Here is a 20,333-nt window from a genome sequence, read left to right on the forward strand (position 1 = left end):
GGTGGCTGGCGGCGCGACCAGCCGGTCGTCTCAGCTGGGGTTGGCGCTGATGTAGCTGACGGCGTCGCCGACAGTCTTGAGCTTGGGCAGCTCCTCGTCGGGGATCTTGACGCCGAACTTCTCCTCGGCCGCCATCGCGACCTCGACCATGGACAGCGAGTCGACATCGAGGTCGTCGGTGAAGGACTTGTCGACGGTCACGTCCTCTTCGGCGACATCGGCCACCTCATTCAGGATCTCCGCCATGCCGGCCAGGATCTCTTCATTCGTTGCCACGGGTGCTCTACCTCTCTGCGTCGAAGGCCATGCCTTCTCCTGAATCGCCGTGTCCCGACTGGGGACGGCGTCGTTCTCGATGGTGCTGACCGCGGCTGGGCCGCAGTCCCTCACTGGCCTCGGTGGGCTTGCCCTGACCGGCGACGGCGCTGCCGGGTGGGCAGGCGCCGCCGGGTCGGCGGGCCTAGGGCGTCAGGATTACCTGGCCCGCATAGGTCAAACCCGCCCCGAACCCGACCAGCAGGACGGGCGCGCCGCTGGCGACCTCGCCGCGCTCCAGCATCTTGGACAGGGCGATCGGGATGGAGGCCGAGGAGGTGTTGCCGGAGTTGACGATGTCGCGGGCGACCACCACGTTGGGGGCCTTGAGCTTCTTGGCAATCAGGTCGATGATCCGCAGGTTGGCCTGGTGCGGCACGAAACCGGCCAGTTGCCAGGACTGCAAACCCGCGGCGGCGCAGGCCTGCAAACCCACGTCTGCCATCTTCGAGGTCGCCCAGCGGAACACCGTCTGGCCCTCCTGCCGCAGGGTGGCCGATGCGGCGTCGGTGGTGATCGCGTGGGCGTTGTCACCGTCGGAACCCCAGACCACCGGCCCGATGCCCACCGAGTCGCTGGGGGTCACCACCGCCGCGCCTGCCCCGTCGGCGAAGATGATTCCGGTGCCGCGCTCCAGCAGGTCGACGTAGTCGGTCAGCTTCTCCGAGCCGACCACCAGCACGTTGCGGGCGTGCCCGGCGGTCACCGCCTCGGAGGCCGAGTTCAGGGCGTAGACGAAGCCGGCGCAGGCGGCGTTGATGTCATAGGCGCCGGGTGAGTCGATGCCGAGGCGGCTGGCGAGTTCGGCGGCGCCGCCGGGCACCTGCTGCTTGCCGGTGCAGGTCGCCAGAATCACCAGGTCGATGTCGGTGGCCGAGATGCCGGAGTTCGCCATCGCCTTGCTGGCGGCGGCCACTCCCATGTCGATCATCGTCTCGTCCATCGCGAACCGGCGTTCGGCGATTCCCACCCGGCTCTTGACCCATTCGTCGTTGGTGTCCACGCCGCGGGCGACGAGGTCGTCGTTGGTGATGACAGTCGGCGGCTGGTAGTGGCCCAGACCGGCTATCCGGCTGCCGGCCGGGCGGGGCGGGGTCGAAAGCGTGATGTTCATCAGGACATCCCGGTGGTGGCGGGTTGGACGGCCGCGGGGCCGCTGGATGAGGTGGCTGTCAGCGAGTCCTGCTCGGGTGCTGTCTGTTCAGAAGGCTCTTCGGCGAGCAGCTGGCGCGCCGCTTCCAGATCGGCCGGTGACTTCACGGCGACCCGTCGCACGTCGGGCAGCTCACGCCGCGCGATGCCACTCAGGGTGCCGGCCGGCGCGAGCTCGATGGCGCCGGTGACGCCCAGGGCGCGCAGGGTGTCCAGGCACAGGTCCCACCGGACCGGCCGGGTGACCTGAGCGACCAGCCGGGCCAGCACGGTAGGCCCGTCGTCGACCACGGCGCCGTCGGCGTTGGAGAGCAGGACCTGGCTCGGATCAGCCGGGCTCAGCTGGGCCGCCACGGCTCGCAGACTCTGCTCGGCGGGGCTCATGTAGTCGGTGTGGAAGGCCCCGGCGACCTGCAACGGCCGGATCCTGGCCAGCGGTGGGGGGTTGGCGGTGAGAGCGGCGATCGCCTCGACGGAGCCGGCAGCCACGATCTGGCCCGCTCCGTTGCGGTTGGCAGGCGTCAGGCCGGCGTCCACAATGGCAGCCAGCACCTCGTCGACCTCCCCGCCGATGACGGCGACCATCGAGGTGGGCGTGGCCGCACAGGCCGCGGCCATCTCCGCTCCACGCCGAGCCGCGAACGAGATCGCCTGCGACGGCGTCAGCGTGCCGGCGATGGCCGCGGCGGTCACCTCGCCGACGCTGTGACCGGCCAGCACGACCCGGCTGCCTATCGTCAACTGGCTGGCGGTGATCAGACCCATGGCCACGATCAACGGCTGGGTGACGGCCGAGTCTTTGATCTCCTCGGCGTCAGCGGTGGTGCCCAGCCGTGCCAGGTCCAGGCCGGCGAGCTCGGAGAAGGCCGCGACCTGCTCGGCCACACCCTCCAGTTCGAGCCAGGGCGCGAGCATGCCGGGGGCCTGGGATCCCTGTCCGGGAGCGAGTATGGCGATCACACTCTTACGGTGCACTGTCTGCAGCCCTTACGGCGAGCACGGCTCGCACAGTGTTCTCACCGTTAAGTTAGAGGTTAACTACAATCGAGAAGATTCTGGACGGCGATGTAAGCGGTTGCAATGCAAGGATTCCGCTAATTGGCCGAGCCTACGGTGAGGTGATCTGACCGTTCTGCGACGCCGCCGGACGGGCCGCGCCGGAGCCGTTGAGCCGGCCCAGCACCAGCGCCAACTGGATGGTGAAGGCGCCTCGGGGGTCGGTGGGCGCCTGCCCGCACAGCTCGGCGGCACGCCGTAATCGGTAGCGCACCGTGTTGGTGTGCACGAACAGCGCCCGGGCGGTGGTCTCCAGCGCCCGGCCGCCGTCGAGGTAGCTGACCACCGTGTCCAGCAGCACATTCCCGGCCTCGATCAGCGGTTGGTACACCGTGTCGATCAGCTCCTGCTGGGCGCCGAGGTCACCGGCGATGGTCCGCTCGGGCAGCAGGTCATCAGCAGACACCGGGCGCGGCGCCGCGGGCCAGCCGGCCACCGCGCGCAGCCCGCTCAACGCCGTCGCGGTCACCTCCGCCGCGCCCTCGATCCCCGGCGCCGAACCGCCCACCACCACCGGCGCGTCGTCGAACTCCTGCAGGACCGCCCTGGCCGCGTCCAGCGGGTCGGTGATGCCGCCCAGGACGACGACCAGCCGGCCGCCGTGCACCCCGGCCAACACGTCGAAGCCCGCCCTGCGCGCCGCCCGGTGCACCGAGTCCAGCGCCTGGGTGGCGTCCAGGTCGATCGGCGCCGAGCCCACCACGGTGGTGACCGCGCCCTCGGCCCGCCAGCCCAGCGCGGCAAGCTGGCTGACCGGTGACCCCTCCTCGGTGGACCGCACGCCGCGTACCAGGCCGTCGATCACCAGCGCCTCGAGCCGGGCGTCCCAGCGGCCCCGGCTCTCGGCCGCGCCGGCGTAGACCCTGGCCGCGGCGAAGGCGATCTCGCGGGAGAAGCGCAACATGGCGTCGGCGACGTCCTGCTCCTCGCCCGGGCCGGCCAGGGACGGGACGTGCTCCTCGACCACCGCGATGGTCTGACGCACCAGCTCAACGGTCTGCTGCAGGGACACCCGGCGGGCCAGCTCACGCGGTGCGGTGCCGAACACCTCACCGGTCAGCCGCAGCACCTGATCGGGCGAGCGCAGCCATTCCACGAAGGAGCCGATGCCAGCCTGCGCCACCAGCGTGACCCAGGAGCGCTGGTCGGCGGGCAACCGGCGAAACCAGGCCAGTTGCTCATCCATCCGGGCCAGGCTGCGGGTGGCCAGCGCGCCGGAGGACTGCTCGATCCGGCTGATCGTCGCCTCGCTCAGGGTGCCGCCCACGCCGCCGAGCCTAGTGTGAGGAGGTGGGCACCTTGCAGGTACGCCGCGGCCTGGACCGGGCGCGCAGTCGCACCGAGTGGCTGGACTCCCGGCACTCATTGGCGTTCGGCTCGCACTATGACCCGGAGAACACCTGCTTCGGTCCGCTGCTGGCCCACAACGAGGACCTGCTGCAACCAGGTCCGGGCTATCGGCCGCACCTGCACCGCGACGTCGAGATCCTCACCTGGGTGCTCGCCGGGTCCCTGAGGCATCGCGATGAGACGGGGGAGTCCACGCTGGTCGCGGCCGGGCAACTGCACCACGTCAGCGCCGGCAGCGGCATCCGGCATACCGAGTCCAGCGCCAGCGAGGACCTGCCCGTGCGACTGGTGCAGATGTGGCTCAGCCCCGACGAGCTGGGACTGGCGCCGAGCCACCGGCTGCTGCGGGTGGGCGAGCGGCTGGAAACGGCTGAGCTGGTGCTGATCGCCTCCGGCCAGGTTCGGGCCGATGACCCCGACGTGGTGCGCATCCGGCAGCCGGGCGCCCAGTTGTCGGTCGCCAGGCTGCCGGCCGGCGCGACGGTGACGCTGCCCGCCGCGCCCTACGTCCACGTGTTCCTGGCCTCGGGCTCGGCGACGGTCCAGGCGCCGGACGGCGTGACCGGTCAGCAGGCGCTGGTGGCCGGTGACGCGCTGCGGATCACCGACGGCGGCGGCGAGCGGATGTCGGCCGGTGAGCCTGCCGAACTGCTGGTCTGGCAGATGCACGCCGGCCGGTAGCCGCGCCTGTCGGGCGACACGTCAGGGCCAGCGGTCTCCGGCGCCGATCGAGGGCCTAGATTCGTTAGCGTGAGGGCATGCCGACGTTGACCGCGCTCCCCGGCGGCTCGGCGGCCAGGTACCCCGCCGCCGAGTTCTTCGCGGGCATCGGCCTGGTGCGCCTGGGCCTGGAAGCGGCGGGATTCGGCGTCGTCTGGTCCAACGACATCGAGCCGGACAAGCAGGACATGTACCGCGGGCACTTTCAGGACGCGCCGCTGACGCACGAGTTCCACCTCGGCGACATCGGCCAGGTCTCGGGCGCCTCGTTGCCGCCGGAGCTGTCGCTGGCCTGGGGCTCCTTTCCCTGCACCGACCTCTCGCTGGCAGGTTCCCGGCGTGGCCTGGCCGGCAAGGCATCCGGCGCCTTCTGGCACTTCACCCGGGTGCTGGAGGAGATGGGCGAACGCCGGCCGCCGGTCCTGGCGCTGGAGAACGTCGTCGGCCTGGCCACGAGCCATGGCGGCGAGGACCTGGCCGCGGCGGTGGGGGAGCTGAACCGGCTCGGCTACTCCATCGACGTGCTGACCCTGGACGCCAGACGGTTCGTGCCGCAGTCCCGGCCCCGGCTGTTCCTGGTGGGCGCGCTGGACGCGCCCGCAGACTCGCCGGTCCGCAACAGCGAGCTGCGCCCCGACTGGCTGCAGGCGGTGTTCGGCGACCCCACGTTGATCACCCATCAGGCGGCGCTGCCCGTCCCGCCGCCGCCGATGACGGCAGGTCTGGGTCAGCAGGTCGAGGTCTTCGACCCCGCCGACGACCAGTGGTGGCCCGCCGAGCGCACCGCCGCGTTCGTGGGGTCACTGAGCCCCTTGCAGTCGCGTCGCCTGCACGCCATGCGGGAGCTGGACGCCTACTCTCACCGCACTGCCTACCGGCGGACCCGAGAGGGGATAGCGGTGTGGGAGATCCGCCCCGACGACGTCGCAGGATGCTTGCGCACCGCCCGGGGCGGGTCGTCCAAGCAGGCCGTGGTGCAAGCCGGCCATGGCGAGGTGCGGGTGCGCTGGATGACCCCCCGTGAATACGCCAGGCTCATGGGCGCCCCCGACTATCGCTTGGATGGACTTCGGCGAAACCAGGCCTTGTTCGGCTTCGGCGACGCGGTGTGCGTTCCGGTGGTCACCTGGTTGGCAGGCAACTACCTGATGCCTCTGGTCCGCGGCCAACTGCGGTCCGGGGACACCGCGCTGTCGGTGGCCGGCGCCTGACGCTGTCGGCGCAGGGCGCGCTCGCGGTGGGCGCGTCGTATCGTGGGGCGGTGGCCGAAGAGTCCTGGGCATCGACACCGGCGGTGCGTAGCTCGATGCGGTCCAACAAGAGCAGGGACACCAAGCCGGAGCTGGCGGTTCGGCGGGCGCTGCACGCTCTGGGCCTGCGTTACCGGGTCTGTGAGCGCCCCTTGCCGGCAGTCCGCCGGACGGTTGACGTGGTCTTCCGGCGGGACCGGGTGGCCGTGGAGGTGCGGGGCTGCTTCTGGCACGGGTGCGCCCAGCACTACCGCGGCCCGTCCACCAACGGCGGTTACTGGGCTGAGAAGGTGGCCCGCAACATCGCCCGGGACGCAGACACCGAGCGCCGGCTGTCCGAGGCCGGCTGGACCCTGCTGGTGGTGTGGGAGCACGAGGACCCGCAGTCGGCGGCCCTGCGGGTGCGCCAGGTCCTCAGCGAGGCCCGCGGCGGCGCCGGCTCGAACACCGGCTCGAACGCCGACTCGAGCGCCGGCTCGAACACCGGCCAGTTGAGCGGTGCGTCCTCCGGCTGACAGGCAGCGCAGAGGCGGTCACAGCGCCTGACCGGCTGCTGCCGGTGCCGACGCGCAGGGCCGCGGGGCCTCGGCCGCCGGCCGGGCAGGACGCTGCGCGGCCGTGACGGCAGCGGCGTTGGCCGCCACCACGATGGCGATGCCGACCCACTCGTGCACGCCGAGGAGTTGGCCCAGCAGCACCATGCCGGCAAGCCCGGCCAGCACCGGGTGCATGCTCATGAAGACGCCGAACAAGCGCTGGGGCACGTAGCGCAGGGCCGTCAGGTCCGCGGCGTAGGGGATGACCGAGGACAGCACGCCGGTCCCCAGCGCGTAGAGCAGCGGCATCCCGGTCATCCGGCCCTGCGCCACCAGCACCGCCAGGACGGGTAGGTAGGCGATCGCCGACAGGCCGGTGGCGACCGCCGGCGCCTGCAGGCCCGGCAGCCGGGTCCCGGCGAGGCGGTTGAGCAGGATGTACACCGCCCAGCACGCCGCGGCCAACAGGGCCAGGCCTAGTCCGAGGTAGTCGCTGGAGGGCCCCGGCAGCACCAGCACGTAGACGCCCACTCCCGCGCCTGCCGCGGTGAGCAGGTCCAGCCGGGACCGCGAGCCGGCCAGCGCCACGGCCAGCGGCCCGAGGAACTCCAGCGTGACCGCAAGGCCCAGGCCGATCCGGTCGATCGCGGTGTACAGCGACAGGTTCATCACGGCGAAGACCGCGGCCAGCAGCAGCGCGGGCCACCACTGCGCCCAGCTCATGCGACGCAGCGGCGGTCGTGCCACCGGCAGCAGGACGGCGGCGGCGACGAACTGCCGGACTGCCACCACCCCGGCAGGCCCGATAGCCGGGAAGGCGTGCGCGCCGACGCCGGCGCCGACCTGGTTGCTCAGGCCGCTGAGGATGAGCATCACCACGCCACTGCGCATCGTGCGCGGCGTCCGGTCTCGTGTCACCGGCCCAGTCTTGGGCCGCGGCGGCTCACAAGTGAAATGCCTAGCTGTCATCCAGCGATACGCTTGACGCATGAATGCCGTCGAGCTGCGACACCTTCGCGCGCTGGTCGCGGTGGTCGACGAGGGCGGGTTCACCCACGCCGCGGCCTCGCTCGGGGTCTCCCAGGCGGCGGTCAGCCGGACGATCGCCGGGCTCGAGCAGGCCCTGGGCGCCCGGGTGCTGCGCCGCACGACCCGCGAGGTGACGCTCTCGCCCGTCGGATCGCGGGTGATCGGGCACGCTCGCAGGGTGGTGGAGGAGACCGCGGCGATGGTGCGCGCCGTCTCCGAGGCCACGGCAGCGGTGCGGGTGGGCTACGCCTGGGCTGCCCTCGGCCGCCACACCACCACAGTGCAGAAGCAGTGGGCGGTCGAACACGGCGGCGCCGAACTCGTCTTCGTGCAGTCCAACACGCCGACCGCGGGACTGAGCGAAGGCCTGGTCGACGTCGCGGTGCTACGACGGCCGGTGACCGATGACCGGTTCGCCACGGCCCTGGTCGGGGTGGAGCCGCGCTTCGCCGCGGTGGCGACCGGTCACGCCCTGGCTCGGCGCCGCAACGTCACGCTGCACGACTTCGCCGGACGCACCGTCGCTGTCGACGGGCGGACCGGCACGACCACCGAGCAGCTCTGGCCGGCCGACTCCGCACCCGTGGGCACCCGCGGCGTGGACGGCGTCGACGAGTGGCTCACCGTCATCGCGGCCGGCCAGGCGGTCGGCATGACGTCGGAGGCGACCGCACGTCAGCATCCGCGCCCGGGGGTCATCTACCGTCCCGTCCGGGACGCGCAGCCGGTGGCCGTGCGGCTGGCCTGGTGGCGCGACAGCCCGCCGCCGGCGCTGTCGGACCTGCTCCAGCTCATCTGCCGGGCCTATGGCTGACCAGCGTTTGATGTGCGCCACTCGGCTCCCTCCGCCAGCCGTGGCGACCTACCGTGGTCAGGTGCAGGACGCCGACTTCGAGAAGCTGGTCAAGCTCACCCGCCCGGGCAACGTCGTGGTCCTCAGCGGCGCGGGGCTTTCCACCGAGTCCGGAATCCCGGACTACCGGGGACCGACCGGGCGGCTGCACCCCGCCACGCCGATGACCTTTCAGGAGTTCACCGCCAGCTCGACGGGACGGCAGCGCTACTGGGCGCGCAGCCATCGCGGCTGGCAGCGGATCGAGCAGGCCGAGCCCAACGAAGGTCATAAGGCAGTGGCCCGCCTGCAGCGCGCCGGCCTGCTGAGCGGCGTCATCACCCAGAACGTTGACGGCCTGCACCAGGCGGCCGGCGCCCGTGAGGTGATCGAGCTGCACGGCGGCCTGAACCGGGTGATCTGCCTGAGCTGCCGGTCGATCAGCCCGCGTGAGGAGCTCGACGAGCGGCTGTCGGCGGCCAACCCGCGCGCCCGCGACCTGCGCAGCACCGGGCCGGTCAAGCCGGACGGCGACGTCGAGCTCGCCGACTCCGAGATCACCTCCTTCCACGTGGTGGACTGCCTGGACTGCGGCGCCGGCCCGCTCAAGCCCGACGTGGTCTTCTTCGGAGAGAACGTGCCCGCCGAGCGGGTGGCCCGCTGCTATGCCCTGGTCGAGGCGAGCCAGCTGCTGCTGGTGCTGGGATCATCGTTGACGGTGGCCTCCGGTTTCCGGTTCGTCCGGCGTGCGGCCGCCCGCGGCATCCCGGTCGCGATCGTCAACCAGGGCGCCACCCGCGGTGACCCGCTGGCCGACGTGCTGCTCGACGGCCCGCTCGGCAAGCTGCTGCCGGCGCTGGCCGCCGCCGCGGTCGAGAGCTGAGCGAGGCGGGCCGGGTTGCCAGCCGGCGGTAGGGCGCGCCGGTGGCAGGCCGGTGCGAGAGACCGACAGGGAGGACGGGTCCATGGAGCTGTCGCGACTGGATGACGTCGAGGCCTTCGACGAGCTGGCCGACGTCGAGGTCGGTGAGCTGCGCGAGCTGCAGCTGCGCCGGCTGAGGTGGTCCCTGCGACATGCCTATGACAACGTCGCCCACTACCGGGCGGCATTCGACGGCGCCGGGGTTCATCCGAACGACCTGACCTCGCTGGCCGACCTGGCCCTGTTTCCCCTCACGAGCAAGGCAGAGCTGCGGCAGAACTACCCGTTCGGCATGTTCGCGGTGCCCCGCGAGCAGGTGGCGCGGGTGCATGCCTCCTCCGGCACCACCGGCAAGCCGACCGTCGTGGGCTACACCGCGCAGGACATCCAGACCTGGGCGTCGGTGATGGCCCGCTCGATCTACGCAGCCGGTGGCCGGCCGGGCGACATCGTGCACGTGGCCTACGGCTACGGCCTGTTCACCGGCGGGCTGGGCGCCCACTACGGCGCCGAGAGGTTGGGTTGCACGGTCGTGCCGGTGTCCGGTGGCATGACGGCGCGGCAGGCGCAGCTGATCACCGACTTCGAGCCCCGGATCATCATGGTCACGCCGTCCTACTTCCTGTCGATCTTGGATGAGCTGGCCCGCCAGGGCATCGACCCTGCCGAGACGTCCCTGCGAATAGGCGTCTTCGGCGCCGAGCCGTGGACCGAGGCGATGCGCGCGGAGATGCAGCAGCGGGCCAGGCTGACCGCGCTGGACATCTACGGCCTGAGCGAGGTGATGGGCCCCGGGATCGGCCAGGAGGCGGCCGGGCATCCCGGCCGCCTGCAGGTGTGGGAAGACCACTTCTACCCGGAGGTGATCGATCCGCAGACCGGTGCGGTGCTGGCGGAGGGCCACACCGGCGAGCTGGTGCTGACCTCGCTGACCAAGCAGGCGATGCCGGTGGTGCGCTACCGGACCCGGGACCTGACCAGGTTGCTGCCGGGCGGCGCCTACCCTGCCTTCCGCAGCATCGAGAAGATCACCGGACGCACCGACGACATGATGATCATCCGCGGCGTCAATGTCTTCCCCACCCAGATCGAGGAGCTGCTGCTGTCGGTGCCGGAGCTGTCGCCGCACTTCGAGTGCGTCCTGAGCCGGCCCGACCGGCTGGACGAGCTGAGCGTGCGGGTCGAGTCGCGCGAGCCCGGGGCCGCCACCGGCGCCCTGGCAGCGACGCTGGGCGCCCTGATCAAGGACCGGATCGGGGTGAGCGTCACCGTCGAGGTGCTGGCCCCGGAGTCGATCACGCGCTCGCAGGGCAAGGCCGTCCGGGTGCTTGACCGGCGCTGAGCCGATGAACTAGCAATGACGGTCGAAGAATCGGTGACGCACCGTCATCTCGGGTGACGACAGATCGGAGGTCAGGGGGGCATGGATCGGATCAGGCTGGGTGAGCTCGAGGTCTCTGGCCAGGGCCTGGGCTGCATGGGCATGAGCGAGTGGTACGGGCCGACGGACTGGGACACCTCGATCGCCACCATCTCTCGGGCCCTCGACCTCGGTGTCAGCTTTATCGACACCGCTGACGTCTACGGCGCCGGTCACAACGAGGTGCTGGTCGGGCGGGCGATCGCCGGCCGGCGCGAGCAGGTGCAGCTGGCGACGAAGTTCGGCATAGACCGCTCCGCAGGCGATCAGGCCCAGGTGTTCCGTGGCGAAGCCGGCTACGTCAAGCGTGCCTGCGAGGCCTCGCTGCTGCGGCTGGGGGTGGACGTGATCGACCTGTACTACCTGCACCGCCCGCCTGGCAACGCCGAGATCGAGGAGACGGTCGGCGCGATGGCCGAGCTGGTCACCGAGGGCAAGGTTCGCTATCTGGGATTGTCGGAGGTGGACGAGCGGCTGCTGCGCCGGGCGCACGCGGTGCACCCGATCACGGCGGTGCAGAGCGAGTACTCGCTGTGGACCCGCGACGTCGAGGCGGTGACCCCGACCATGATGGAGCTCGGGATCGGCCTGGTGCCCTACTCACCACTCGGCCGGGGCTTTCTGACGGGCACCGTCGACCCGAGGCAGCTGGACAGCAGGGACTTCCGCGGCGCCAACCCCCGGTTTCGGGGCGTGGCCGCCCAGGCCAACCTGGCGATCGTGGCGGCGGTCCGGGCGGTGGCGCAGCGGCATGGGACGTCTCCCGCCCAGATCGCGCTGGCGTGGGTGCACGCGCAGTCGGGCCGGCTCGGAGTGTCGGTGGCGCCCATTCCCGGCACCAAGCGCACCAGATGGCTGGAAGAGAACGTCGCGGCGCTGGAGGTCCGGCTCACCGAAGAGGACCTCGACGAGCTGGACCCTCTCGGCTCACAGGTGGTCGGCGCCCGCTACTGAGCTGTTCGGTGCTCCGGCCGCGCTGCTCGCTGCTCCGGCCGCGCTGCTCGCTGCTCCGGCCGCGCTACTCGCTGCTCCAGCCGCAGTGGGCTGGCGTTGCGGACGGGCTTCGACGGCCATCCGCTCGCTGGCCGAGGCGAAGCCGAGCCAGGTGTGCCGGTTGCCGGCCCAGCACCAGCCGACCTTGGGCGCGTTGCGGCGCTCCCTGCCATCCCTGCCGGTGCCGTTGCTGATCCAGATCGCCGGGGTACGGGCGTCCAGGCTGCCGTTGGGCCTGCGCAGCCGGGATCCGACGGTCATGAAGCAGCAGTTGCGCTCGAGGATGCCGGGTTGCTGCAGCAGCCAGTGCAGGCCTTCGACCAGGGTCAGCGGGCTGCTGCCGGCCGCGGCGATGGCCGGCAGCGCCTCGTCCGGGCTCCAGTTGCGCATGCCGTCGCCGCGGTCGAGTCCCCGCACCAGGTACAGCGCGCCGGCCGGCGGCGTCGACAGCTCGATGGCGGTGAAGTCATCGACGTCCTGCATGTCCGAGACGACGAAGCCGCCGTGCCCGTCCCGGCTCAGCAGCGGGGCCAGCGCCGAGGCCGGCACCCGGGCGGGGTGGATCACCAGCAGGCTGCCTGCCGCTGCGTCCTCGGGCGCCGCCGCGCGCAGCTCGCCGGCGCTCATGCCGGCCAGGTCGTGCACCCCGGCGGCGACCAGCCGCTCGACCTGCTCGGACAAGGACGGCAACGCGGCGGCGGAAACGGAGGCGGCAGCAGGCAAGGCAGGGCTCCTGAACTCGGGTGGCGAGTCAACGCCATTCCTCCCCGAGAAGTTCCCATCTGTCGCGAGTGCGTTACAGGCAGCACTCCACTGGGGTCCTTGCTTGTCAGCTAGTACTACGTAACGCAAGTTCAGCAAAGGAGAACTACGGCTGGTCATCGTTGTCGGACGCTTCAGCGATCTCCGCGCGAGTCTTCGCTTGCTGAATTAATTGGCGGGCTAGTAGGTAGAGGAGGCCCAATGCGACGGCGAGTGGAACGATCCCCGCAATCCTGTAGACCACTGCCAGCTTGGACAGGTGCTCCAGCTTCGTCAGGCGAGAACTGTCGTTCTCAATGGTTGCCAAGATTGACCGTTGGGCCGTCGCTAGCTCGGCTATCGCGGCTTGGTCAGAACGATCACTCAACGTCTGGACAGTATTGATCAACCTGGTCCGTGTCGCATCGTCGGTGAGGTACTTCTCTTGAGAGGCGGCTCTGTGTGAGTAGTAAAAGGAAGTCGCGGTAAGGGCGAGGCCAATCGAGATGAGCATGGCTACCGCGGCCCACTGTAGGCGCCAGTATCGCGGCCAAGAGATGATCTTCGTCAGCGCTTGAAGTCGCCAGATGACGATAAGATCTATGTGCTCTTGCTCGGATACGGGCACCTTGGCGCGGATATCGAGCAACTCCTGAATCTCTTTGCGCGCCCGTGCCCGCGTGCCTGATGAGAAGGCGGTGATGACGGCGACCAGCAGCGTCACTGCTGACCCGACGATGAGAGTCAGCATGCGCAGGGGCAGTCAACGGTAGTCGTTGGCACATGCGAAGAGTAGAGCAGGTGACTCGAGAGCAAATGGCGCATGCCGAAAGCGGATCCCGTAACTCCAGTTAGGGGACGCGTTGACGGTGTAAATTTGCGAGTCGTCCTTTCTTGCCCGCTCTCGCCAACTCTGTAGGCGAGCACCAAGTCGATCAGTTAGGCCAGCGGCGCCAGCTGTACGCCTGCCGCTTGCGCGCCGGTGCGTAGCCGGCGATCCCATACAGCGAACACGGTGCCGGTCAAACCCACTGCCAGCAGGCTCGCCAGATGCACCGCGTCAGCGCCGGTCAGCGAGTGCCGAGCAGCCAATGCGCCGGCGTCGGCCGCGATCGCCCTGGTCAACTCGACAGGCCGGGTCGCCGCCCAGAAGTCCTCCCAGAGCGATTCAGCCTGCGACTGCTCGCCCCGGTCGAGCCGCTCGGCTCGGCCGGCGGCGGCCAACGCGGCGCGTACCTCGGGATAAGCCAACCGGCTGGAGACTGCCACATCGCAGGCGTCCCACAGCCCCGCGGCCAGGTCGCTGCCGGCTTCGTCGATGATCAGTTTCACGAACGCACTGCTGTCGAAATAGACGATCGCCATGGGTTGTCAGCGGCGCTGCTCGGCGACCAGCTCCGAGACTGAACCGGTTGCCCGCGCCCGGACAACGCCTCGTGCAGATGGCCGGTCGGCACGCTCCGGCCTGCCCAGAACGCCCTGCTCAGTCAGCCGCTCGATCAGCGGCGCCGTGTCGATCGGCAGCAGCCGCGCCACCGGGACACCTCGTTCTGTGATGACCACCTCTTCACCGGTGCGAACATGTTCGATCCAGCCCGACAGTTCCGCTCTCAGCCTGCTTATCGCGACGTCCACCAACCCAGCGTACAACACAGCAGAGTTGAATTGTACACCGAGCCGGGAATGAGCGTGGCTCGTCTAAGCCGGCTGGCTGACCGACGGGTTAGGCCGAGCCCTCCGCCGACCCCGCGTGCGCGGCGGCGACGTCGGTGATCTTGTATTTCTCCAGGGCGTCGCGGGCCGCTTCGGGCTTGACCTCGCCCCGCTTGGCCAGCTGCGCCAGCACGTTCACCACGATCGACTCGGCGTCGATGTGGAAGAACCGGCGACCCGCGCCCCTGGTGTCGGCGAATCCGAAGCCGTCGGCGCCCAGCGAGCTCCAGTCGCGACCGGCCGCCTGCACCCACTGGGCGATCTGGTCCGGCACGGCGCGCATGTAGTCCGACACCGCGACCACCGGCCCGGACGTCTCGGCCAGCTTGGTGTTGACATACGGCGTGCGCGGCTCGGCGTCCGGGTGCAGGAAGTTGTGCTCATCGACGTCCAGGGCGTCGCGGCGCAACTCATTCCAGGACGTCACCGACCAGACGTCGACATCGACACCCCAGTCCTGGCCGAGCAGCTCCTGGGCCCGCATCGCCCACGGCAGCGCGACGCCGGAGGCCAGCACCTGGGCCCGCGGCCGGCCCGGCTCGCCGAGCGCGCTCGACACCCGGTGGATGCCTCGCAGGATGCCCTCGACGTCCACGTCGGCCGGCTCGGCCGGCTGGGGGATCGGCTCGTTGTAGATGGTCAGGTAGAAGAAGACGTCCTCGCCGCTCGGGTGCTGCTCGGAGGCGCCGTACATCCGGCGAAGCCCGGACTCGACGATGTGGGCGATCTCGTAGGCGTAGGCGGGGTCATAGGCCACCACCGCCGGGTTGGTCGAGGCGATCAGCAGCGAGTGCCCGTCGGCGTGCTGCAGGCCCTCGCCCGCCAGGGTGGTCCGCCCGGCCGTCGCGCCGAGGACGAAGCCCCTGCCCAGTTGGTCGGCGAACTGCCAGAACTGGTCGCCGGTGCGCTGGAAGCCGAACATCGAGTAGAAGATGTAGAACGGGATCATCGGCTGGCCGTGGGTGGCGTAGGCGGTGCCGGCCGCGATCAGCGACGCGGTGGAACCCGCCTCGCTGATGCCCTCGTGCAGGATCTGGCCCGAGGTCGACTCCTTGTAGGACAGCAGCATGTCCCGGTCGACCGCGTCGTACTCCTGGCCGTGCGGGGAGTAGATCTTGGCCGTCGGGAAGATCGCGTCCAGGCCGAAGGTGCGGGCCTCGTCCGGGATGATCGGCACGAAGCGCTTGCCGATCTCCTTGTCACGCATCAGGTCCTTGAACAGCCGGACCATCACCTGAGTGGTGGCGATGCTCTGCTTGCCCGAGCCCTTCTTCAGCTCGGCGTAGGCCGAGGCCTGCGAGTCGGGCAGCGCCAGCGGCTTGGCCCGGTTGACCCGCTTGGGAAGCACACCGCCGAGGGCCTCTCGGCGCTCCTTCATGTACTGGATCTCGTCGGACTTCTCGCCCGGGTGGTAGTAGGGCGGCAGGTCGGCTTCCAGCGCCTCGTCGGTGATCGGCAGGTGCAGCCGGTCACGGAAGGCCTTGAGGTCGACCTTGGTGAGCTTCTTCATCTGGTGGGTGGCGTTGCGGCCCTCGAAGCTCTCCAGCGTCCAGCCCTTGATGGTGTGCGCCAGGATGACGGTCGGCTGGCCCACGTGCGCCCGGGCCGAGGCGAAGGCGGCGTAGACCTTGCGGTAGTCGTGGCCGCCGCGGGAGAGCACCCGCAGCTGCTCGTCGGAGAGGTCTTCGACCATCTTGCGCAGCCGCTGGTCACCACCGAAGAAGTTCTCGCGGATGTAGGCCCCGGACTCGACGGTGTAGGTCTGGAACTGGCCGTCAGGCGTGCTGTTCATCTTGTTGACCAGCGTGCCGTCGCGGTCCATGGCCAGCAGCGGGTCCCAATCGCGTCCCCAGATGACCTTGATGACGTTCCAGCCGGCGCCGCGGAAGTAGGACTCCAGCTCTTGGATGATCTTGCCGTTGCCGCGCACCGGCCCGTCCAGGCGCTGCAGGTTGCAGTTGATCACGAAGGTGAGGTTGTCCAGCTCCTCGCGGGCGGCCACGCCGATCGCGCCGAGGGACTCGACCTCGTCCATCTCGCCGTCGCCGAGGAAGGCCCACACGTGGGAGTTGGCGGTGTCGGCGATGCCGCGAGCGGCCAGGTAGCGGTTGAACCGGGCCTGGTAGATCGCCCCGATCGGGCCGAGCCCCATCGACACGGTCGGGAACTCCCAGAAATCGGGCATCAGCCGGGGGTGCGGGTAGGAGGACAGGCCGTAGGGCGCCTTGGACTGCTCCTGCCGGAAGCCGTCGAGGTGCTGCTCGCTCAGCCGGCCCTCCAGGAAGGCCCGGGCGTAGATGCCGGGCGCGGCGTGGCCCTGGAAGTAGATCTGGTCGCCGGTGCCGCTGGCCAGGTCCTTGCCCCGGAAGAAGTGGTTGAAGCCGATCTCGTAGAGCGAGGCCGCCGAGGCGTAGGTGGCGATGTGCCCGCCGACGCCCAGGTGCTTGTTGGCCCGGCTCACCATGATGGCGGCGTTCCACCGGATGTAGGCCCGGATACGGCGCTCGATGTGCTCATCGCCGGGGAACCAGGGCTCCCGCTCGGGCGGGATCGAGTTGATGTAGTCGGTGCTGCGCAGCGCCGGAACGCCGACCTGGCGTTCGCGGGCGCGTTCGAGCAACTTCAGGAGCAGGAACCGGGCGCGTTGACGGCCGTCATGGTCCACCGCAGCGTCGAACGATTCGATCCACTCTCGGGTCTCGCCGGGATCGATATCGGGAAGCTGGCTCGGCAATCCGTCGGTGATGATGTTGTAGCGATCACGAGTCACCCGTCCAGTGTCCACCTTTGGGCAAGAAGATGTGACCTCTGATGTTTACTGATCGGTATCCCGGAGGGTTGCATAGCCGCCGAAGTGTGGTTATCTACCGGGGCACGATTACCAACGGTGAGGATGTCCTTCACCGCCATCCCACCTGTACCGCTATGGCACACATGGAGGCCGGCAGTGAGCACCACCCCCGGAACCGGGGAAAACACGACTGCATTGGTTGACCGCCTCGGCATCGAGCCAGGCATGGTTGTGCAGGAGTTGGGCTATGACGACGATGTCGACCAGGCTCTGCGCGAAGCGATCGAGGACCGCCTGGACGACGACATGGTGGACGAGGACTCAGATGATGTGGTCGACGTCGTCTTGCTCTGGTTCCGGGAGGACGACGGCGACCTCGTCGACGCCCTGGTGGACGCCATCGCCCCGTTGGCCGACAACGGGGTGATCTGGTTGCTGACGCCCAAGCGTGGCCGGGCCGGCTATGTGGAGCCCTCAGACATCTCTGAAGCGGCCCCGACGGCGGGGCTCTCCCAGACCTCGCTGCTGCCGCTGGCCGCCGGCTGGACCGGCGCCCGGCTGGTGAGCAGGCGCGCCAAGGCCGGCGTCGAGCGTGGCAAGGCAGACCGCCGATGACCACTTCGCATCCCGATTCGATCCCCGGCCTGAGCCCGTTGCCGGTCGGCGCCGAGGCCCCGGACTTCACGCTGCGTGACCAGAACAACGAGGTCGTGACACTGTCGTCGTTTCGGGGTTCCAAGGCCGTGCTGCTGGTGTTCTACCCGTGGGCCTTCACCAGCATCTGCACCGGTGAGCTGGGCACGATCCGTGACAACATCGACGACTTCGCCAACGACGCGGTGCAGGTGTTGACGCTGAGTATCGACTCGTCCTTCGTGCACAAGATCTTCTCCCAGCGTGACGAGCTGAACTTCCCGCTGCTGGCCGACTTCTGGCCCCATGGCGAGGTCGCCCAGGCGTACGGGGTCTTCAACACCGATTCCGGGGTCGCCAACCGGGGGACGTTCCTGATCGACCGGGACGGCGTCATCCGCTTCAGCGAGGCCAAGGAGATCGGTGTCGGGCGCGATCCGCAGCGCTGGCTGGACGAGATCGCGGCGTTGACCACCGGAGTGGCCAGCTAGCCCTGTTGCTGCCGGGGCCGGCCGGGTCGGCTGGCTAAGGCCAGTACCGGCCGTCGAGCCAGGAGCGGCCGGTTAGCCAGGAGCGGTCGCCTAGCTAAGAGCAGTCGCCTAGCTTTGCTGTGCCTAGGAGCGGCCGGCGAGCCGGTCGTCCAGCGAGGCCTTCTTGGCCTTGGCGGCTGCCCTGCCGGTGGGCGGCTGGGCGTCGCGGCTGCCCGGTTCGGGGCCGGGACTGCCCGGCGCCACCGGCAGCGCCTGTCCGGCCCGGTCACGTCGCCGCTCGGCGGCGGCCATCACGAACGGCGCGCACAGCGCCAGCAGGGCGAACAGGTACCACTGCACCACGTAGGCGGCGTGCTGCGGCTCCTCGGCGCCGCCGGCCGGGTTGGACAGGTCCGGGCCAGGCAGCGTGGTCAGCCCGGCGGCGCCCGGCTGGCCGGCCAGCAGCTCGGCGTAACCGGTCCAGACCGGGGCGCCGATCCGGCGGGCCTGGGAGACCGGGTTGACGGACTCGACCTGCCGTCCGGGCAACTGGCCGAACTTATCGGGCTTGCTGCCGGCGGGCTCAAGGCGGGTGGTGATCGAGACGGTGCCCGACGGGCTGGGCGGGATGGCCGGCGTGGTCGTGGCCGCACCGGTCTGGCGCACGAAGCCGCGGGCGACCAGCAGCACGCCGTCGGCGGTCTTGAGCGGGGTGAGCACGATGACGCCGACGTCACCGCCGACGCTCTGCTTGCGCAGCAGGGTCTCGTGCTCGCTGAGGTACCTGCCGGTCGCGGTCACCTGGCGGTATCTCTGCGCCGCGCCGTCGGAGATCGGGGCGGCGGCCTTGCCCAGCGCCGCGGTGACGTCCACCGGACGGTCCCGGGTCTCGGCGCGCAGTCTCTGGTTGGTCTCGCGCTTGTCCTGGAACCGCTCCGCCTGCCAGGTTCCGGCCAGGACGCAGACGGTGGCGAGCACCAGCATCAGGCCGAACAGCCCCAGGTAACGGGGTTGCCGCAGGGTCGAAAGCACGCCCATGACACTACGACGGCGTGCTGTGGAACGGCACCGGTACCCTTGCACGGTTGTCGCCGGTCCTGACCGGGGCGGCTCGGTCGGCAGGTTGCGGCCGGGTGCTCCGGTGGGGCTGGTCAGGGCGCTTAGCTCAGCGGGAGAGCACTCGGTTTACACCCGAGCGGTCGTTGGTTCGATCCCAACAGCGCCCACCAGAACACGCTCACTCCAACCACTGACCGAGAACGTCGGCCGGTGTCGGCAGTGGCCGAAGGTGCTTCGATGATCCTGCCGATGACCGGTGTGCGCAGAGGGGAACCGCCACGATGACCGCCTACACGACGTTGCCCGATGACCTTCCGGCCCCGCAGGACGACGGCGCGGCCGACCACCTGCCCGGGCTGCCGATGCCGGCGCTCTCGCTGCGCGCCAGCGACGGGCAGGCCGTCGACCTCGGCGCCCTGGGGCCGGGGCGAACGGTCATCTACCTCTACCCGCGCACCGGCCAACCGGGCGTGGAATTGCCGCAGGGCTGGAATGCCATTCCGGGTGCTCGTGGGTGCACCCCGGAGTCATGCGGGTTCCGCGACCATTTCGCCGACCTCCGGGCTGCGGGCGTCGCCGCGGTCTGGGGCCTGTCCAGTCAGGACCCGGACTACCAGGCTGAGGCGGTCCACCGGCTGCACCTGCCGTTCGGCATGCTGTCGGACCCGCAGTTCGCCCTGGCCGACGCCCTGAACCTGCCGACCTTCGCCGCGGCCGGGCACGACCGGTTGTACTCCCGCCTGACTCTGGTGGTCCGCGACGGCGCGATCGAGCACGCGTTCTACCCGGTCTTCCCGCCGGACACGCACGCCCAGCAGGTCCTGGACTGGCTGCTCGCCAACCCGCGGGGCTAGCAGGGGAGTGAGATCGGCCAGCCCTGTGTGAACCGGGTTCGGTTAGGGCACACTTCCTCAGATGACGACCGACCTGTCAGCGCCAGGGCCGCTCATTCCGCGCGTACCCGTGGCGTACGGACTGCCGAGGCCGGCGCGAGCTGAGCGCCACCTGCCGCTGGCCAGCGCCCGGGTCCCGGTGCTGTGATGGCCGCTGGACAGGGCCTGACGCTGTGGGTGCGGGCCGAGTCCCGGCTCACGGAGCGGCGTGCCCCGCTGGCGCCTGCTGACGTGGCGCAGCTGATCGGCGAAGGCATCGAGGTGGTCGTCGAGCGGTCCGCCCAGCGGGTGTTCACCGATGCCGACTACGCCGCTGCCGGCGCCCGGCTGGCCGAGACGGGCGGCTGGCCGGACGCGCCGGCCGATGCCGTGGTGCTCGGGCTCAAGGAGCTGCCCGCCGAGCCGTTCGCGCTGCGACACCGGCATGTCTTCTTCGGCCATGCCTACAAGGACCAGCC

General features: G+C 70.1%; 22 protein-coding genes and 1 tRNA gene. 12 read left to right on the forward strand and 11 right to left on the reverse strand.

All coding sequences use genetic code 11. The features are described 5' to 3' along the window. Positions 1–30: 30 nt before the first annotated feature. The 4 genes from VGB75_17780 to VGB75_17795 all read right to left on the reverse strand — a co-directional run bounded on the left by VGB75_17780 (position 31) and on the right by VGB75_17795 (position 3,790). Positions 31–276, reverse strand: a complete 246-nt coding sequence (locus VGB75_17780) for an acyl carrier protein (protein HEY0168899.1) — start codon at positions 274–276, stop codon at positions 31–33. A 184-nt stretch (positions 277–460) separates the two neighbouring features. Next, a complete protein-coding gene (locus tag VGB75_17785; GenBank protein HEY0168900.1) occupies positions 461–1,429 on the reverse strand; it encodes a beta-ketoacyl-ACP synthase III in 969 nt (322 codons plus the stop codon). Further along, positions 1,429–2,427, reverse strand: a complete 999-nt coding sequence (locus VGB75_17790; protein HEY0168901.1) for an ACP S-malonyltransferase — start codon at positions 2,425–2,427, stop codon at positions 1,429–1,431. Before VGB75_17790 ends, VGB75_17785 begins: the two co-directional genes overlap by 1 nt. A gap of 148 nt (positions 2,428–2,575) precedes the next feature. After that, positions 2,576–3,790, reverse strand: a complete 1,215-nt coding sequence (locus tag VGB75_17795; GenBank protein ID HEY0168902.1) for a helix-turn-helix domain-containing protein — start codon at positions 3,788–3,790, stop codon at positions 2,576–2,578. Between the two features lie 23 nt (positions 3,791–3,813). On the opposite strand from VGB75_17795, the gene VGB75_17800 reads away from it, so the two are divergent. The 3 genes from VGB75_17800 to VGB75_17810 all read left to right on the forward strand — a co-directional run bounded on the left by VGB75_17800 (position 3,814) and on the right by VGB75_17810 (position 6,358). Next, on the forward strand, positions 3,814–4,554 hold the full coding sequence (locus VGB75_17800) for a pirin family protein (protein ID HEY0168903.1): 741 nt from the start codon (positions 3,814–3,816) through the stop codon (positions 4,552–4,554). Between the two features lie 77 nt (positions 4,555–4,631). Beyond that, entirely contained in the window at positions 4,632–5,804 is a 1,173-nt protein-coding gene (gene dcm, locus VGB75_17805) for a DNA (cytosine-5-)-methyltransferase (protein HEY0168904.1), read from the forward strand. A 50-nt stretch (positions 5,805–5,854) separates the two neighbouring features. Next, on the forward strand, positions 5,855–6,358 hold the full coding sequence (locus VGB75_17810) for a very short patch repair endonuclease (GenBank protein ID HEY0168905.1): 504 nt from the start codon (positions 5,855–5,857) through the stop codon (positions 6,356–6,358). A gap of 18 nt (positions 6,359–6,376) precedes the next feature. Here the strand turns inward: VGB75_17810 and VGB75_17815 are convergent, their stop codons facing one another. Then, a complete protein-coding gene (locus VGB75_17815) occupies positions 6,377–7,297 on the reverse strand; it encodes an EamA family transporter (protein ID HEY0168906.1) in 921 nt (306 codons plus the stop codon). 70 nt (positions 7,298–7,367) lie between these two features. On the opposite strand from VGB75_17815, the gene VGB75_17820 reads away from it, so the two are divergent. The 4 genes from VGB75_17820 (at position 7,368) to VGB75_17835 (ending at position 11,536) form a co-directional block, all read left to right on the forward strand. Further along, positions 7,368–8,222 (forward strand): LysR family transcriptional regulator, encoded by an 855-nt coding sequence (locus VGB75_17820; protein ID HEY0168907.1) that lies wholly within the window; start codon positions 7,368–7,370, stop codon positions 8,220–8,222. 61 nt (positions 8,223–8,283) lie between these two features. Beyond that, positions 8,284–9,123: an NAD-dependent protein deacetylase gene (locus VGB75_17825; protein ID HEY0168908.1), complete on the forward strand. Its 840-nt coding sequence runs from the start codon at positions 8,284–8,286 to the stop codon at positions 9,121–9,123. Positions 9,124–9,205: 82 nt separating this feature from the next. Beyond that, positions 9,206–10,504 carry an AMP-binding protein gene (locus tag VGB75_17830; protein ID HEY0168909.1) on the forward strand — a complete coding sequence of 433 codons (1,299 nt, stop codon included), beginning with the start codon at positions 9,206–9,208 and terminating at the stop codon, positions 10,502–10,504. 81 nt (positions 10,505–10,585) lie between these two features. Continuing rightward, the gene (locus tag VGB75_17835) at positions 10,586–11,536 is read left to right on the forward strand and encodes an aldo/keto reductase (protein ID HEY0168910.1); all 951 of its coding nucleotides are present in this window, start codon (positions 10,586–10,588) and stop codon (positions 11,534–11,536) included. Here the strand turns inward: VGB75_17835 and VGB75_17840 are convergent. The 5 genes from VGB75_17840 to aceE form a co-directional block, all read right to left on the reverse strand. Next, a complete protein-coding gene (locus VGB75_17840; protein HEY0168911.1) occupies positions 11,510–12,298 on the reverse strand; it encodes a DUF5701 family protein in 789 nt (262 codons plus the stop codon). The genes VGB75_17835 and VGB75_17840 overlap by 27 nt on opposite strands. Positions 12,299–12,443: 145 nt before the next feature. Continuing rightward, complete coding sequence (locus VGB75_17845; GenBank protein ID HEY0168912.1) at positions 12,444–13,040, reverse strand: hypothetical protein; 597 nt, start codon at positions 13,038–13,040, stop codon at positions 12,444–12,446. Between the two features lie 215 nt (positions 13,041–13,255). Further along, entirely contained in the window at positions 13,256–13,681 is a 426-nt protein-coding gene (locus tag VGB75_17850) for a type II toxin-antitoxin system VapC family toxin (protein HEY0168913.1), read from the reverse strand. 6 nt (positions 13,682–13,687) lie between these two features. Then, complete coding sequence (locus tag VGB75_17855; GenBank protein ID HEY0168914.1) at positions 13,688–13,951, reverse strand: type II toxin-antitoxin system prevent-host-death family antitoxin; 264 nt, start codon at positions 13,949–13,951, stop codon at positions 13,688–13,690. Between the two features lie 88 nt (positions 13,952–14,039). Continuing rightward, on the reverse strand, positions 14,040–16,763 hold the full coding sequence (gene aceE / locus VGB75_17860) for a pyruvate dehydrogenase (acetyl-transferring), homodimeric type (protein ID HEY0168915.1): 2,724 nt from the start codon (positions 16,761–16,763) through the stop codon (positions 14,040–14,042). 213 nt (positions 16,764–16,976) lie between these two features. Here aceE and VGB75_17865 point away from each other — a divergent pair, with 213 nt between their 5' ends. After that, positions 16,977–17,435 (forward strand): DUF3052 domain-containing protein, encoded by a 459-nt coding sequence (locus tag VGB75_17865; protein ID HEY0168916.1) that lies wholly within the window; start codon positions 16,977–16,979, stop codon positions 17,433–17,435. Next, positions 17,432–17,944 carry a peroxiredoxin gene (locus VGB75_17870; GenBank protein HEY0168917.1) on the forward strand — a complete coding sequence of 171 codons (513 nt, stop codon included), beginning with the start codon at positions 17,432–17,434 and terminating at the stop codon, positions 17,942–17,944. Before VGB75_17865 ends, VGB75_17870 begins: the two co-directional genes overlap by 4 nt. A 123-nt stretch (positions 17,945–18,067) precedes the next feature. On the opposite strand, the gene VGB75_17875 is transcribed toward VGB75_17870, so the two are convergent. Continuing rightward, a complete protein-coding gene (locus tag VGB75_17875) occupies positions 18,068–18,955 on the reverse strand; it encodes an SURF1 family protein (GenBank protein HEY0168918.1) in 888 nt (295 codons plus the stop codon). A gap of 122 nt (positions 18,956–19,077) precedes the next feature. On the opposite strand from VGB75_17875, the gene VGB75_17880 reads away from it, so the two are divergent. The 3 genes from VGB75_17880 to VGB75_17890 all read left to right on the forward strand — a co-directional run. Beyond that, a tRNA-Val gene (locus VGB75_17880) sits at positions 19,078–19,152 on the forward strand. Between the two features lie 111 nt (positions 19,153–19,263). Beyond that, positions 19,264–19,836, forward strand: a complete 573-nt coding sequence (locus tag VGB75_17885; GenBank protein HEY0168919.1) for a peroxiredoxin — start codon at positions 19,264–19,266, stop codon at positions 19,834–19,836. Between the two features lie 186 nt (positions 19,837–20,022). Next, a partial coding sequence (locus VGB75_17890; protein HEY0168920.1) for a hypothetical protein occupies positions 20,023–20,333 on the forward strand: 311 nt, incomplete at its 3' end.

The sequence above is a fragment of the Jatrophihabitans sp. genome (assembly GCA_036399055.1).
GTDB lineage: Bacteria > Actinomycetota > Actinomycetes > Mycobacteriales > Jatrophihabitantaceae > Jatrophihabitans_A.